Origin of the sequence: Aerosakkonema funiforme FACHB-1375 (genome assembly GCF_014696265.1) — a bacterium.
GTDB classification, from domain to species: Bacteria; Cyanobacteriota; Cyanobacteriia; order Cyanobacteriales; family Aerosakkonemataceae; genus Aerosakkonema; species Aerosakkonema funiforme_A.
This window is the reverse complement of the sequence record NZ_JACJPW010000015.1, coordinates 18645-33778: the sequence shown is the minus strand read 5'-3', so window position 1 is coordinate 33778 and position 15134 is coordinate 18645. Positions and strand designations below refer to the sequence as shown.

Annotated in this window: 15 protein-coding genes; 7 read left to right on the top strand and 8 right to left on the bottom strand. The window is 42.2% G+C overall.

Annotated elements, in window-relative coordinates; genetic code table 11:
* Positions 1-58 precede the first annotated feature (58 nt).
* The 7 genes from H6G03_RS08005 to ssb all read right to left on the bottom strand — a co-directional run bounded on the left by H6G03_RS08005 (position 59) and on the right by ssb (position 7651).
* Positions 59-2833 carry a DEAD/DEAH box helicase gene (locus H6G03_RS08005; RefSeq protein WP_190463791.1) on the bottom strand — a complete coding sequence of 925 codons (2775 nt, stop codon included), beginning with the start codon at positions 2831-2833 and terminating at the stop codon, positions 59-61.
* A gap of 441 nt (positions 2834-3274) precedes the next feature.
* Positions 3275-4648, bottom strand: a complete 1374-nt coding sequence (iscB, locus tag H6G03_RS08000; protein ID WP_190463790.1) for an RNA-guided endonuclease IscB — start codon at positions 4646-4648, stop codon at positions 3275-3277.
* Entirely contained in the window at positions 4635-6347 is a 1713-nt protein-coding gene (gene ltrA, locus H6G03_RS07995; protein WP_190463789.1) for a group II intron reverse transcriptase/maturase, read from the bottom strand. The genes iscB and ltrA overlap by 14 nt, the downstream gene beginning before the upstream one ends.
* Positions 6348-6567: 220 nt before the next feature.
* Positions 6568-6759, bottom strand: a complete 192-nt coding sequence (locus H6G03_RS07990; protein ID WP_190463788.1) for a hypothetical protein — start codon at positions 6757-6759, stop codon at positions 6568-6570.
* Positions 6756-6899: a hypothetical protein gene (locus H6G03_RS07985; RefSeq protein ID WP_190463787.1), complete on the bottom strand. Its 144-nt coding sequence runs from the start codon at positions 6897-6899 to the stop codon at positions 6756-6758. The genes H6G03_RS07990 and H6G03_RS07985 overlap by 4 nt, the downstream gene beginning before the upstream one ends.
* Positions 6877-7188 carry a single-stranded DNA-binding protein gene (locus tag H6G03_RS07980; protein WP_190463786.1) on the bottom strand — a complete coding sequence of 104 codons (312 nt, stop codon included), beginning with the start codon at positions 7186-7188 and terminating at the stop codon, positions 6877-6879. The genes H6G03_RS07985 and H6G03_RS07980 overlap by 23 nt, the downstream gene beginning before the upstream one ends.
* Before the next feature lie 43 nt (positions 7189-7231).
* Positions 7232-7651, bottom strand: a complete 420-nt coding sequence (ssb, locus tag H6G03_RS07975; protein ID WP_190463785.1) for a single-stranded DNA-binding protein — start codon at positions 7649-7651, stop codon at positions 7232-7234.
* A gap of 144 nt (positions 7652-7795) precedes the next feature.
* On the opposite strand from ssb, the gene H6G03_RS07970 reads away from it, so the two are divergent.
* Entirely contained in the window at positions 7796-8140 is a 345-nt protein-coding gene (locus tag H6G03_RS07970) for a hypothetical protein (RefSeq protein WP_190463784.1), read from the top strand.
* The gene (locus H6G03_RS07965) at positions 8137-8355 is read left to right on the top strand and encodes a hypothetical protein (RefSeq protein WP_190463783.1); all 219 of its coding nucleotides are present in this window, start codon (positions 8137-8139) and stop codon (positions 8353-8355) included. Before H6G03_RS07970 ends, H6G03_RS07965 begins: the two co-directional genes overlap by 4 nt.
* Positions 8356-8633: 278 nt before the next feature.
* Here the strand turns inward: H6G03_RS07965 and H6G03_RS07960 are convergent, their stop codons facing one another.
* Positions 8634-8813, bottom strand: a complete 180-nt coding sequence (locus H6G03_RS07960; RefSeq protein WP_190463782.1) for a hypothetical protein — start codon at positions 8811-8813, stop codon at positions 8634-8636.
* 546 nt (positions 8814-9359) lie between these two features.
* Here H6G03_RS07960 and H6G03_RS07955 point away from each other — a divergent pair.
* From H6G03_RS07955 to H6G03_RS07935, 5 genes are all read left to right on the top strand, one after another.
* Positions 9360-10343, top strand: a complete 984-nt coding sequence (locus H6G03_RS07955; protein WP_190463781.1) for a hypothetical protein — start codon at positions 9360-9362, stop codon at positions 10341-10343.
* 40 nt (positions 10344-10383) lie between these two features.
* On the top strand, positions 10384-11016 hold the full coding sequence (locus H6G03_RS07950) for a hypothetical protein (protein WP_190463780.1): 633 nt from the start codon (positions 10384-10386) through the stop codon (positions 11014-11016).
* Positions 11017-11091: 75 nt separating this feature from the next.
* Entirely contained in the window at positions 11092-11433 is a 342-nt protein-coding gene (locus tag H6G03_RS07945; protein ID WP_190463779.1) for a hypothetical protein, read from the top strand.
* The gene (locus H6G03_RS07940) at positions 11430-14309 is read left to right on the top strand and encodes a hypothetical protein (protein ID WP_190463778.1); all 2880 of its coding nucleotides are present in this window, start codon (positions 11430-11432) and stop codon (positions 14307-14309) included. The genes H6G03_RS07945 and H6G03_RS07940 overlap by 4 nt, the downstream gene beginning before the upstream one ends.
* Positions 14284-15117 (top strand): hypothetical protein, encoded by an 834-nt coding sequence (locus H6G03_RS07935; protein ID WP_190463777.1) that lies wholly within the window; start codon positions 14284-14286, stop codon positions 15115-15117. Before H6G03_RS07940 ends, H6G03_RS07935 begins: the two co-directional genes overlap by 26 nt.
* Positions 15118-15134: the final 17 nt, after the last annotated feature.

Sequence of the window (15134 nt, the reverse complement as noted above, 5' to 3'; positions counted from 1 at the left end):
AAAAATATAGCTTCTTCAATTTTAAGAAAAAGCTATATTTTTTACTAAAAACCTAAACTTACTCACCAACAGCTTCAAGCAGACTTAACCCAATCTGCTTATTCAAAGATTGATTATCTTGCAGACAGGAGTGCATATACAAACATTTCGGACAACCCGCTTCACAACTACAATTACGAGCTAACGCCGCTGCACTCCGAGCAAACTTGCCAAACTGATGAAATACAGCCTCGCTACATCCATTTCCATCAGCTACAGCATCGTAGAAATACCCCACAGTTTCCGACTGCTCAACCACCAAATAATTCAAATCCAAACTCGAACTCAAAATAACCAACGGTACTGCAAAAATGATTTGATGCCCGATGCTATGCAGTGCAATTGTAGCAGGCGAAGCTTCCCAAAGCGCTGCATATACAGGCGGTATCTCCGGCATTTCTCGCTGAATTTTAGTTTTAAGATGCTGAACTTCACGACAGATTACATTTGTAGCAACCGAATTTACCTCAACTTTCACCACAGGTGTTTTATACTGCGTGCAGTACGGTAATCTAAAATCCACTTCATCAACTACTGTTACCAATTCAATCCTTTTCAGCTTGCTTCCACAAGTTGGGCAGAATTTCCCCGATAAAGGTTGGTGATAGCTGCGGCAACTACTGCGCGTACAACTTAGTTCGTATTGTTTAACGCACAACTTGTACCCTGTCACCAATGTCTTAATTTCTCCCCAACCCAAACTTAACTTAAGTTCTGCACCAGGAATAGAAAGAGCAATAGTTTTTGGTTCAGCAAGAAGCTCAAGTTGTTTAACCTCTAAATCAGTTTCAGGAATGGTAAAAGTAGGAGAATTCGGGTCGATAGGAGTCAGAACGGCTCGACGTTCCTCAACCTCCAATTCAGTCGCTCTATATTTGACGATTTCACCATCGCCATTTTGAACGCTATAGATTGCACCGGGAAATACTTCCCGATAAGCAATATCAAGATTAGTTTCCTCAAACTCTTCACCAGTACTGCTATCGATTAACTTGACAGTAGATATAGCATTGCCGCGCAAATTGATTTCTCTATGAGGATAGCCTCGTCCCCATAACTGACCGTTTCGGCTGACATAGAGTTGATTTTGATCCATCAAAGCAGAAGCAATCGCACCCGCCTTCTCACCAAAATAATGGCTAAGTCGGTGCAACGGAATGCCACTTTCTACCGCTGCTGCCATCAAATGTTTACCCAGCAACACCGGATAATTAGCATTGAACTCACTAGATTCCGCCGCACCATGTAGTAACAGCTTGGGATTACCAGTGTAATAATTATCTAGAGGGCTTTGGGAGACTGGCAAGAAAATGACCAAACCCGGATTGTTCCCCCGACCCGCTCGACCGATTCGCTGGCGGAACGACATCAAAGAACCCGGCCACCCGCGCACTAGACACCAGTCCAGTGCAGGAATATCGATTCCCGCTTCCAACGAGCTAGTGGAGAGAATAGCTTTGATGCGACCTGCCTTTACCTGCGAGATGATATCCTGACGGCGATCGCTCTTAAGTGACCCGTAAAATATCGCCACCGCATCCGCCAAATGCGGACAACCCTGACGAGTTGCTTCCTGCTTGATGAGTGAGAGCAGATTCTTCACTGCCGATCGATTATTACAGAAACAAATGCCAGATAGGTTCTGTTGCAGCAGGTACAAAATCACCTTAGCAGCATCGGGATTGGCTGTAGTGCTGGGTTTGAGGCAAACTATCGTGCGTCCGGCACTTTTAGCCCCACTCTTGTCAACCAACTGTAACCGTTCTGGAGTAGCTTCCCGTCCCGAAAACCGCAGTGCTACTTGCACTGGATTACCAATGGTAGCTGATGAAAACACCCACTGTAAGCGGCTGGAATTCCCACCAACACTATCCACTGCCAAACGCAACCGCCGCATCAGGTTGGCAAAATTGGCAGCAAATCCAGCTTGATAAGTGTGGGATTCATCCACGACTACATAGCGCAACCGTCGCAAGAAAGTGCGAAAACCCTCACCATCTTTGGCTCGTACTGCATAAAGCTGATAATGTAATAAATCAGGGCTAATTCCGAGAATCTGGGGAGGTTCCGGTACGAACAGGCGCTTGCGTTCCAACACGGATATATCGCCAGTCATCACGCCAACTTTCACAGGGGTATCTTCAGGTAAGATAGCAACGAGCGATCGGAGTTTGTCAATTTGGTCAGTCGCTAACGCTTTAAGCGGATACAGATAAAGCGCAGTAGCATTACTGGTTAGACAGGATTCCAGAATCGGAATATTGAAGCACCAAGTTTTTCCACTCGCTGTCGGGGTCAAAATACAGATATCTTTTCCCTGACGCAATGCTTGTAACGATTCCAACTGATGCGAATAAATTTGCTCGATGCCAACAGCTTTTAAAGCATTAGAAAGTGCAATTGGTAAATCATCGGGTAAGGAATACAATTCACCATCAGAAGCCGGAATTGTTTCCGTATAAACGATATTTTCTGCTAATCCCAGCGCAATTTCTTCAAAGCCTGACCCCGACAGCGATCGCTCGTTACCATTAGATTTATTATTTCGAGCTTTAGCATTATCAGATGGCATCAATTCTTGAGATTCAATCGCTGATATCCAGTTCAAAGAAACTGGTTGAGGTTCTCTTTGAAAAATGGCAACTAATTGATTACCCATCGTTCCAATGACTTCTCCCAATCCATGCTGAGTCGAATAGATTTGGTTTCCGGGTGACAACCAAATTGGTGGATTGGGATAATCTTCGTTCACTTTAATCAGTGCGGCGTAGTTCGGGGCTGAATTAGAATTCATCAACAAAAACCCTAACTAAATGTTTCTCCCTCCTTACGCCGTCAGGCAGAAATATTACCTTTCATTCTTCACAAAAGCGCCAATTGTAAATGCTTATATTTTGGTGTTTTTTGTTTCAACCATTGCATTTGATACCCAATACCCAAGCCAGCGAGCGGTGCGCTAACAGTGTAAATGTAAAGTTTATCAGCTATAGATAGCAACTGTGGAATCACAAATTCTCGATAGCGTTTACCGCCAATAAATACAATTTAAGCACCTCTAGAATGCGCGATTTCTTCCATTTGTTCGCTTACCATCTTTGACCATTGACGGCGTTGACTAATAAATTTGCCTTTCAACGTTTCATCATAAGAAAAATAGCTGTTGGAGACTCTCACTATACGAATGTTAGTGATGAGAGGAAAGCAGCAGCATATAAACTACTTTCCTGTTTTAAACTTAAAACAAACTTAGTTGCTCGCCTTGAATTCCTTTGAAACGTTGAACTTGAGTATTTTGAGTTGGTGGTTTTGGCTGATTAATTTTTTGGCTCAAAACCTGACCAAAGCTATAGGCGTAGCCATCAGATTTATGTAATTGACGACAATACTTGTGACTAATCCCTTGGACAGTATCAGTTTTAGTTTTGATATTGAAATTACCAGTTTTACGAACTGCAATCCTACCAACATAAGTACCTACTTTTTTACCTTTACTAACAACAGCTTTGACGATATCGCCAGTCATAAAACCATAGAATGACTTTTGTCTGAGTTTAGGAGAAGTACGAGGAAAGCCATACTTATCTGGCTTGACCATTTGACGAGAACCACGCCCCATAGCCTTAATAATTAGTGGTTGATAACCCATGATATTTAGACTATTAGGAGTAGAAAGCCCTACACAAGCCGCATCCGTCCAATGAGTTTTGCTAATGTTTAAACGTTGCCGATTATATTTGGTTAATCCACCAGAACCTAGCTCAACAGGTAAACCAATAGATTCGAGAATGTCCTTTAATTTCCATCGAGTAGCATTGACGGCAGCGGCATCAGCTAATGGTTGCTTGCGTTGCTTATCAATCTTGGTAAGAATATCTAAGCGATCGCTTAGAAACTCAGCAGGCAATTTATCTCCTTTAGCCTGATTACATTCAACACAAGATAAGACCAAATTACTAACTCGATCGCTACCACCCTTTGACTTTGGATGAAAATGGTCTAAGTTAAAAGGCTTGTTGGTAACACCACAATAAACGCACGTATGGTTAAACTTCTCAAGTAAATATTGTCTAACCTCATAACCCCAAATTTCGCCACGTTGATACTCAACCCCATTAATTTCAGGATTTACCATTTTTTGAGTATCAAATTTAACCAATTCTAAGCTAATAGCTTTAATTGGCGCAAGTTTACACAAACGATTTACCCAAGTTTGGATGTTGTAAACGCGAGACATTAAACTAGGTGGCAACCAACCATCTTTACGACGACGATTAAGGAATCTTGGCTTACGATATCTAGTCTTGCGTTGACGACGACTTCTACGTATTTGTCTTCTGCTAGTCAAAGAATCTCTGATAGTGAAACCACGATGCTCTAGTTCAGCCGCCCAAACAATATTTTTATCTGAGACTAGGGCTAAACCAGTAAACTTTGCACCAGGATCAATTTTAATTCTTAAAGGTTTTAGGTTATCGTTATCATTTTGAACCTCCTTCAAGTCGGGTAAGGAGGCATGAATCGCTCCATCCTCCTCCCCAACGAACCGGACGTGACACTTTCGCATCATCCGGCTCTGGCATTCTTGGACTTTGAGGTTATTTAGTACCATGAACCTTTTGGTGACAGATTTGATGAAGGTGTATGAGATTGTCGATATCATCAGTGCCTCCGTCTGTCACTTTGGTTAGGTGGTGCGTGTGGATTTTTTCTCCGTTCAGCAAGTAGTCCCCGCACTCTGGGCATCTCCATTGCTGGAATTGCGCCACTTTGTAGAGCTTCGAGCCTTTTGCCCATACACTACTACCCAGTTTTGTTTGACGTTTATTCCAGTAATCTACTTGGGTTGGGTCATCTGGACTATTGATGCCTTCAATCTTTGTGTGTCTCAGGATTGGAATGTCACTTGCGTCTAAGAGATAAAGTCTCTTTCTTTTTCCTGTTCTATCCTTGGTGTCGGCAAAGAATGTCCAGTGGTCGTTTCTAAGTACGGTAAAGTATTTGTTCTTTACCCATTTGAGATGTTTCCGGTGGTGTCGTCTCTTACACCATTGCCATAGCATTTGAACAATTCTATGGTTGAATGTAGCGAGTATTTCCTTACTGGAACAGTGCCTGTAATAGTTTGCCCATCCTCTAATTATTGGGTTGAGATGATTGATGACTTCTTCCGGTTTTACCGTTTTATGTCTTTTAAGCCATCCTCTGATTTCTCTGAGTTTGGTAATCATCTTTTCCTTTTGAGGTTTGCAGAGCGTCGTTCCGTCTGAGTAGCTTCGGATTGTAAAACCAAGAAAGTTGAACCCATCTCGCTTATTTACGATGCTGGTTTTTTCTTCATTTAGCTCTAGTCCTCGCTTTTTCAGCCATTCCTTTATTTCAGGCAGAACTGCTTCCAAGTCTTCCTTTGTTTCGGCTGTGACAAGGAAATCATCGGCATACCTGATGTACCCAAATTTAGGATAATACCTGTTTGTGTAATAGGTTTTGCCTTTGTATTCCTTACTCTTACTCTGTTTGACTTTCTGGTGATTAGATAATACTTCTCCTTCCAGTCCGTCTAGGGCGATGTTAGCCAGAAGTGGGCTAATTATTCCGCCTTGGGGAGTGCCTGTTTCTGTTGGGTTAAACTTGTTAGCATCCACGTAACCTGCTTTTAGCCACTGTTTGATTAGTTCTTTGCTAGGAATTTCTCCAATAGCATTGAGTATGTATTCGTGGCTAATGTGGTCAAAAGCTCCTTTGATATCTGCGTCTAGAATCCATTCATCGCCTCCCTTTCGTAGTCGGGCATGAACTTGTTCCATTGCATCGTGGCAGCTTCGCCCTGGTCTAAAGCCATAACTATTTGCTTCAAATCTGGCTTCCCAACTTGGTTCCAGAGCGTTTTTGACCACGGCTTGCATCACTCTATCCTTAACTGTTGGTATTCCCAGTGGGCGTTTTTTTCCATTTGATTTTGGAATGTATATCCTTTTAGCAGGTTTTGCTTTCCAAGGGGACAGTTTCAGGATTTCATTTATCAGTTGGATTCTCATTTGAGGGCTGAGGGCAAGTTGGTTATCCACTCCTGCTGTTTTCTTCCCTTGATTGAGTTGAGTGACCCTTCTGACTGCAAGTAGCAAGTTTGATTTGCTTTTTAGCATGAGTTTTGTAAGGCTTCTTACCTTATTCCACTCTTTCCTCTGAGTCGCACGATAAATTCTTCGTCTCAGATTTCTCACTACCTTTGTAGCAGTTTTCCATTTTAGGTCTGTCCACTTTTCGGGTAGTACCTCTGCTCCGATTTCGTTGCCGATTCTATCTTTCACAGATGTTGGATTTCAGATGCGTTGATTTATCGTTGAACACCTGCCAGAATTTGGCTTCCTTTCGGTTGGGGCAAATTTTGAACCCCTATCCAGGGCGTTACCCCCAGCTTTCGCTTTTTCTGGCATCCTTTACCCTGATAACGTAGTCAATTAAGACTTAGGCGGGTCAACTATGGACTTGTTTTCAAGCCCCCACTATAATCTAGGATTTAGTGGCGGGTCATTGACTTCTGTAACTGATTGCACCGCAATCAATTAATAATGGTGCTTGGGGAACTACTTGCGGGCGTCTGGCTAAAGAAACAACCCAACCAGATGGTTTTAGATATTGTTCCAGAAAATCCCAAACTGGAAGATTTTTCTCAATATTTATACGGTCGTCTTTTCCGACGTTTGCAAAAAATTTACTCACGGCAGTAGTATGTGGATTGTTTCCACGCTACTGCCGTGAGGCATCATGATTAACAAGCTATCAGCTATCAGCGCTGTCAATAAGGTGACGGCTGATGGCTGATAGCTGACTGCTATTTCAAACAGCGAAAATACGCTCAACTACCAATTCGGCTTTTTTCTCTTTAAAGCCTTCTGGACGTTCAATGCTATGAGTTGAAAGTCGTCCGGTAATGATACATTGCTGACCGATTTGTAAGTTGAATAATTGGTCAGCTAATCGTTCACCCCATGCTACTACTTTAATTGGGGATGGGGATGAAGGATTTTCTTTGTCATTGTGATGAGGGCTGTAAAATTCGCCAACTGTTTGCCCGATTTTATCACCATTAGCAGTATAGCGCAATTCTGGTTGTTGGCTGATGCTAATTGCTAAAGTGCAGTTGTTCATGTCTTAAACCTCTGGTATTCTCGATATTCTGTTAGTCGTCAGACTAAAACGCATCGTCAGCTTCTTCTTCAACGTCTTCATTGCTAGAACGCTTGCTACCAAGTAGATGAATTTGATTAGCTTTGATGACGGGTTTGGAGCGCTCGCCACCAGTATTGCTATCTATCCAACTTTCTATTTTGAGATAGCCAGATATGCCAAATAAGTCGCCTTTACGAACGTAATTAGCTACTGTTTCGGCATTTTTATTCCATAATTCAATGCTGAACCAATCGGGGTCTATATTCTTACCCCGCCGCCGTACTGCCATCGATATCGTAGCTTTAACCGTACCGGACTCGAAATATTGTACTTCCGGATTTGCACCTGCCCGTCCGACTAAGTTAACGCTATTGAGGGCGAGAACTGGTGTTGTTAGTTCGGTGGAGTTTGTGGTTGGTTCAGTTGTTAGAGTTGATGTCATAATTTTAGTTGATTAAGTTCAGTATTATGCAGCCGTCAGGCGTTCTTTTTTTGGGTTAAGTTAGAAATAAAATAATTAAATCTAGTTTAATATCGAAGTTAATTATGATAGATTACTTAAGGAGTAAATTGGTTTTTGATAAACGTGGCTAGATTACCAGAAGAAATCATTACGACCGTGCTTGGTTTGCAACGACAGTTGTTAGAGCGGCTTGATGAAGCGACTGCAACTGAATTTGTAATACAAGAGCAATTTGGCGAGACAAGCGAAACAATTGACTACTTTGAGCAACTTCAAAATTCCAGAGAGCGAGCAGATAGGTATTACTCGCGTTTGTACCTTACGTTACGTCGAATTTATGAATCGCAACCTACGGCAACTCGTGATACGCTAGAATTGCTTTACCAATTCATTGCAGAAGCTGAAGCTGTTTTAGCAGCTACGGATGCTACTATTAAAGAGATCAGGAGAGATTTTAACTTATCATGAGTAATCAACCGAGAATCCCCGATCCAGAAACCAGAGAGCGTCATATTGCTAAATTAAAAGAAATTTGCCAACGTTGGGATGTTTTGATTGCAGGTTTGGATGAGCTTAATGCCAAGTTAGATGCAGATTTTGAAAATAGTCCTTTAGGTCTTCTTTATAAGAGAAGAGCAGAACGTTTAGCTAACCAAAAACAAGCATCTAGTTCTCAGTTATAGTTCAAGCATAATCTTGCTCAAACTAACTATCCTCAATCCGAAAATTTGCCCAATGTAGTCATTAGAGGTTAGGGCTAGGGCTGGCTGCCCAAAACCTTCGCTTTTGCGCCTCTTGCTTGCTCTGCCCATTTAACCCTCCCAATTCCTTGTGCCGCTACAGTTCCCATCTAAACTACTTCCTAATAGCTTACGAGGAAGGTTCACCTCTCGCTATACGATCGGTGTTTGTTATTTAAATAGTCAATATTTATTCACTATCCAATTTAACTAGATTAGCTTTATATATTTCGATAGTCGATATTTATTGTCTTACCGACTATTGAGTAAGAAAGGGCAGAATAGCGATCGCCATTGCTGCAAACATCAGTCAGCCAATTCTCTCTAGTTCGATAATGGATATTTATCGTGCTATTGAATATTGAGGCTGTTAGGGAGCAAGCTGCCGGAGGCAATTGCATATTCGCTGTTGACAAATTAGATAGTCAATAATTATTTCACTATCGAGCTACTTTTACCTACGTACAATTTTAATAAATGAATAATTATTGAATTATTCACTATCCAACCAAAAGCCCGGTTCGGAAAGTACATAGCCACCTGCACCCAAGTTCGTTAAGACGATATTGGATAGTTATCTGATTATTGACTATTGACTGGCAAACAATGGCCGACCCTAGAACGCGATAGTGCATCCTTTGCTACGCGAACGCGAAAGTACAACAGCTACCCGATCGCCCAGATTAGTTAAGACGATATTGAATAGTTATCTAATTATCGACTATTGAACTTAGAAAACGCACCCCCAAAGGATAGGATGCTTACGCTACAGCCATCCTAAAAGCTAAAGCTAAAAGCCTTGAAAATACTGCAATTCCAACCATCGTATCGCTTTAGTGATAGTTAGTTTTACGTCAATAGCGATAACAGCTTACCCCTCCTTGGTAAGAACGCACACCAAGGAAGGTTTGTAGAGAATGAACTTAACAGTTTGACAGACTTTATTTATGACTGAGGCTCAAGGTAATAATTTAATTACCGACCCAGCCGAATTGCACTATATCTGGGATGTAGTCGATCGAGTGTTGGATAAAAAGCACGAACTAGGTTCCATTCAAGATTTTCAATCAGCCTTGAAAGAAGCTAGCTTGTCGCAAGGTCGGGAAATCCAAATAAATTTAGTCAACCAAAACGATCGATTGGTTGGCTTCAACTTCAGTTTCCCAAACAATCCCAACAAAAATACATCTACTATCCCTTTCAAGCAACAACTTGAATTGTCACAAACAGGTGGCAGTATTTTACCACAGCCACCTCAAACCTTCACCATTGATGTAGCAGCAAAGAAAGAGAAAAACAACCTTTCCACTTCAACGCCCCCAGGCCAATTAGCTGTTACATCACCAGCGCAAGTAGATGCGATGCGCCTATTGCCAAAACAGGATGAGGAACAGATTAACTCTCCAACACCGGGGTTGAAACTAAATCCCAATTTGGCAAGAATAGCAGCACATCTTGCTTCTCGCAGCGAAATTGATGGCTTGTGGTTAACTGGTACAACACTCAAAACAGGAACCACATTAGCCCAATCTCTTGAAACTGAAAACAAACCTGACATCCAATCAGTAGGTAATGCAGTCATCAAGCGCTTTGAACAAGTGTTACCCGAACAATTCGCTGGCTTAAAAAATGGCAGTTCTACCAAACCTTTTAGCTGGAAAGACCCCCATTCTGGCCAACAGTACCGTTTTGAATTTTCCAATCCTACTTGCACAAAAGAAGGAGAAATTTTAACTCCAGCTACCTTAAAAGGTTTCCAGCCGTCTGGCAATTCTAAACAACCAGTATTCTCTGCTTCCCTGATTGATGCCAAACGCGATCGCTGGTTAATAGAACAGTGTGATTTTACCACATCTCAACTGCATTCTCTCACCGCCTGCAATCGTTCTAATTCTGAAAGAAGCCCTAAAACAGTTGAACAATCACTCTAAGCCTTTCTCACCACACATCACATTTACTAGGAAAATAATCATGCGCGACTATTACAACAGCTACCACACCCAACAACAATTACCAACCCGCCTTAATCCCTTAGAAAAAACAACCACTTGGATACTAAAAAGTTGGGATGGGGATGCCACAGCAGTTTCTGGATTGGGATTGGGTCTGATTTACTTAGCAGTAAAAGAACCCTTATTAATCACCATCATCCTATCGGCTGGTTTATTCTTTTACTGCCTAAATCGCATTATTCATTTCATACCAACTTTAAATCGGCTGATTAATTCCAAAATTCGATTTTGGCACGTCGCCGCCATCATTATGGCAATTACCATCACCTTTGGCTTATTCGAGATGCCAGCAGGTGCAGTATTTTTGAGTGGATTAGAAGCATTTGTGAAAACATTAGCACAACAAAGCGCATCTGGCGGTGGGCAAGCAGTTAGCGACCAAGCAGTAACCCTCGTATTTAACCTAATTCGCGCCGTATTCCTAATTTTGGTTGGCGTAGCTGCTTTATTCGCCTACAACCAAGCACAACAAGGAAATGATTGGCGTCCTATTGCCACGCAAGCAGGTTTAGCGATTGGTATCGTACTGGCGATCGATGTAATAACCTTCCTATTTGTAGGAGACGGTACTGGTGGTACTGGTGGGGCTTAACTATTAAGCATCCAGTTAGTAGTTAGTTCAACTATTACTAACTACTAACCAACCCATTACGTGAGAATCAACAATATGCAAGATCCAGATAGAGAACCAATTCGCGTCAATAAAATATTAGGAAAGCAAGCGAGTTTTGGCCCTATCCCTGCCAACCAAATATTACCTTGGTTTGCCATTATCCTGCTTACTTATCTAATTTTTGATGGCGTACTCGGTTGGGGAATACCAAAAGTAGCTGTGATTAGCTTCTGGTTAATAGTTAGCTGGTGGTTTTTGACAGGTTCAGACCCCGATAGTTACATCAATCGCTTTCGCAAACCAAAAGGTCGCAATTGGGTAAGTGGCGGGGCGCTATATATTTCTCCGTTACTTCCTAGAAGAAGCCGAAGGAACTTAAAAAGAGGTAAAAGATGAAAGCTAAAATCCCATCAATTAATGCTATGAATGAAAAAGGAATTAAAACAACTTATTTCCCCTTTGAAAACGAACTAGATTTATGCTGCTTAGTTCGCATCGAAAAGGATAACCGCAGTATTGGTGCTTTCCTCCTCAATAAAGGTGATATCAGCGACGAAAACAAATTTCAAGTCGTTTTCGCCTTTCACCTCAAAGGTATTCACAACCAACTCTATAAAGAAGAAGTAAGCGAGGCAGCTAGTGGAATTGCCGAAGCCATGAAATTCCTGCTACCTGGGGAAAAATGTAGCTTTCTTCTCGGTCGTTATTCCGATGATACTGACAGACAACAATACCTTAATTCTCTAGGTGAAAACTGCCCTAACATATTACCTGCTATTTTGATGCAAAACGAACAAGCCAAAGTGCAGGAACTTACGCGCAAAGGAACTCGTTCAATTTGGCAACAAATGGTATTCTGCACCTGGACTGCCGATGAATTTGGTGAAAGGAAAACCGACCCACTATCCAAATTAATCTACAACATGGGTAAAACCTGCCGCTTCTTTTTAGATGGCGTAACGGGACGTTTATCAGAACGACAAGAACAAGTTTTAAGCAAAGTATTAATGAAAGCTTATACTGAAGGCTTTTTGCAATGGGAAATGTTGTGGAATACCAAAGCAGGACTAGAAGTAAGCCCACTGCGAGACACAGAACTTTGGCAATGGCTTTGGGGTAGATTTAATCAAACTCCTACACCGCCCATCCCTCAACTATTAACTCTTAAATCCGATAAAGATAGAGGTTTAAAAGTTACTGAAAGCATCACATCAAAAAAACACGCTACCACCGTACTAATTGAAGGAAACCGAGGACGTTCTTCCTGTCCCGAACATCGCCAATGTACGTCTAGAATTTACGTCAAAGATAAAGTCTGCGGCGTTCTCAGGATGGTAGATACCGTAAGTGCCTGGAATTCCACCAGAGAACAAATATCGTGGATGTGGAAAATTTTAAGCGAAAATCACGTTCGCGATACCGAAGCTTGGGTAGAAATTTCTCCTGCCAACCGCTTTTTAACTGAAGATAACCTACACCGTCAAGCCAAACAATCAAAAACCGCCCGCGAACGGGCTTTATTAAAAGGTAGCGGACGAGATGTTGGTGCAGAAATCAAACAAGAAGAAAGTTTCGATGCCCAAAAAAGGTTATATAGAGGTGCCGTTCCCCTCAACGTCGCGGTGGTATTTCTCGTCTATCGCGAGAATACCGAAACTTTAGATTTAGCTTGCGAGTTACTATCCAACAGTTTTGGTACGGCAAAAGTAGTGCGAGAGAGGAATATTGCATCTCAAATTTGGCTGGAAACACTTCCGATAACTTGGCGCAGGATATTGCATTCTTCTTCTATTTTGACCGAAAGAAGATTGGTTTTAGAAAGCGAAACCGTTGCCGGAGTTTTACCCCTGACAGTTCCCAGAGAACTGGACAAAAAAGGAGTTGAATTTCTCACCATGCGCGGCGGTAAACCTGTATCTGTTGACCTATTTTCCCTAACCCAACACGCCTTAGTAACTGGGAGAACAGGTTCAGGTAAATCAGTTTTATTATGGCGAATTATGTTAGATGCCCTTAGTCAAGGCATTCCCGTTGTCGGTATGGATATGCCTGCTGCTGATGGCGAAAGTTCCTTCAAAACTGGTATCGAATTGCTGGGCGATGCAGGCGCGTACTTCGACTTATCCCGCGCCAGCAATAACCTAATGGAACCACCTGATTTAAGGCATTTCAACCAAAGCGATCGCACGCAACGGATGCAGTCCTGGCGTACCTTCATCCGCAATGCTTTAGGTGTCATCGTCATGGGCAAACTCAACGCCCCACACCTAGCACAACGAGTTGATGCCATTTTAATGCAAGCGTTGGATATTTTTATAAGCGACCCCGATATTATCGAACGCTACAATTTGGCATTCAACAAAGGGTGGAAATCTGCCGAATGGCAAGATATACCAACTTTAAAAGATTTCTTGAGATTTTGTACGATTGCCAGACTTGATATCAGGAAACCGGAAGCGATCGACCATCAAGCTATCAACCAAATCCAAAGTCAAATTCAAGCATTATTAGTCAGCCCTTTAGGTGCGGCTATTGGTAAACCCAGCAGCTTTTCTCCCGAACCAATAGTTAAATTCTATGCACTTACCGGACTAACCAACGACCAAGATTCTTACACGATGGCAGTTGCCGCTAAAGCAGCTTGTTTGAGAGTAGCACTTTCCTATCCCAAAAGCTTATTTGTAGGAGACGAACTTTCCGTTTTATTCAAACGAGATGGTTTTGCAGCAATGGTCGGAGAATTATGCGCTACTGCCAGAAAAGATGGACTCAGCATAATTTTGAGCAGCCAAGACCCCGATACAATTTGCAATTCCAGTGCAGCGGCGATGATTATGCAGAATATCACCTATCGCTTAACTGGTTGCATTACTTCCAATGCCGTAACTTCCTTCCAACGTTATTTGGCATATCCATCTGAAATTATCAGCCAAAACGCATCCGAATCATTCTTTCCCCGCAGTTCCGATTTATATTCCTGTTGGCTAATTGAAAAAGGCGGACGCTTTTGGCAAACCAGATTTTATCCAGGTGAAATGACCTTAGCTGCTGTTGCCACCAACCAAGAAGAAAGAAGGGCGCGACGGGCAATTATGGCGCAATATCCCAACACTATTAAAGGCCAACTCAAGGGATTGGCTCATTTCACAAAAGTTTACGTTCCTGCCCTCAAGGAAGGTAAAGGTTTGCATCACCTAGAACAAGGCGGTCAAACTCAAAACGATCGACAATCGGAGGTTATTTCTAATGAGGAAAGACTTATTTTTGCATAGTCAAACATTGATTACAATTATCGGCACATCAAGTTTGTTGTTGAGTGTTAGTATAAATCCAGTACGTGCAGCCACTGGGGATACTCCTGAAACTCAACAAATTTCTCAAATCGCTTCAGATGAAGCAGATTCATTTCTATCTGCCCATCAAGTATCGAATGAAATCCAAGGTTTCATTAAAGACGTTCGTTCTTTCGTTCAAGGCGACTTATTTGGCGGAATTACACAACTCGTTCAGAATGCTGTTGGCGCTGTCCAAATCCCAGATATCGGACAAGTTGTGAGCCAAATAATGAAAGGTTCTCTACCAGAAGATGCCTCATTTGCTACTAAGTTAGAGAACAACGTTTCCAATTCTTATGCCATCCGCCAAGATGCAGCACAAATGAGCGAACGAGTGGGTGCATTACAGGTAGCGCAAACTCAAACTCTTTCTAAAACGGCTCAAGATAAATCAAAAGCCACTATAGATTATAGTGCTGCTTCTGCTACTGAGTCAGAACAAATGGCACGAGATTCGCAGAATACCGATACCTCTCAACAAATTCTGCAAAATATCTCCAATCAACTCAAAAATAGCGCTGATATTGCCAATCTTCAAATGCTTGAAGCATCTCAAGCACGACAAGATAGAGCTTTGCAGCTAACGCTAACCGCACAAGCAGCACGAGAATTAAATGCTGCTAATATCCGCGAACGGCAAAGTGCAATATCATCCGGTAATGCTGCTACCGCACAGTCTGGGCTGCTGACTATGCCCGGAGGTGCCGTGTTGGGACAAGATTCAACTATTTCATCCAATCCGTAGTTATTTTTAGTTGGGGA

Excerpts from the sequence above, each read along its gene's own strand:
- H6G03_RS07940 (WP_190463778.1), top strand. The coding sequence starts at position 11,430 with ATGAAAGCTAAAATCCCATCAATTAATGCTATGAATGAAAAAGGAATT.
- H6G03_RS07950 (WP_190463780.1), top strand. The coding sequence starts at position 10,384 with ATGCGCGACTATTACAACAGCTACCACACCCAACAACAATTACCAACC.
- H6G03_RS07945 (WP_190463779.1), top strand. The coding sequence starts at position 11,092 with ATGCAAGATCCAGATAGAGAACCAATTCGCGTCAATAAAATATTAGGA.
- iscB (WP_190463790.1), bottom strand. The coding sequence starts at position 4,648 with ATGGTACTAAATAACCTCAAAGTCCAAGAATGCCAGAGCCGGATGATG.
- H6G03_RS07980 (WP_190463786.1), bottom strand. The coding sequence starts at position 7,188 with ATGAACAACTGCACTTTAGCAATTAGCATCAGCCAACAACCAGAATTG.
- H6G03_RS07965 (WP_190463783.1), top strand. The coding sequence starts at position 8,137 with ATGAGTAATCAACCGAGAATCCCCGATCCAGAAACCAGAGAGCGTCAT.
- H6G03_RS07955 (WP_190463781.1), top strand. The coding sequence starts at position 9,360 with ATGACTGAGGCTCAAGGTAATAATTTAATTACCGACCCAGCCGAATTG.
- H6G03_RS07960 (WP_190463782.1), bottom strand. The coding sequence starts at position 8,813 with ATGCAATTGCCTCCGGCAGCTTGCTCCCTAACAGCCTCAATATTCAAT.
- H6G03_RS07935 (WP_190463777.1), top strand. The coding sequence starts at position 14,284 with ATGAGGAAAGACTTATTTTTGCATAGTCAAACATTGATTACAATTATC.
- H6G03_RS08005 (WP_190463791.1), bottom strand. The coding sequence starts at position 2,833 with ATGAATTCTAATTCAGCCCCGAACTACGCCGCACTGATTAAAGTGAAC.
- ssb (WP_190463785.1), bottom strand. The coding sequence starts at position 7,651 with ATGACATCAACTCTAACAACTGAACCAACCACAAACTCCACCGAACTA.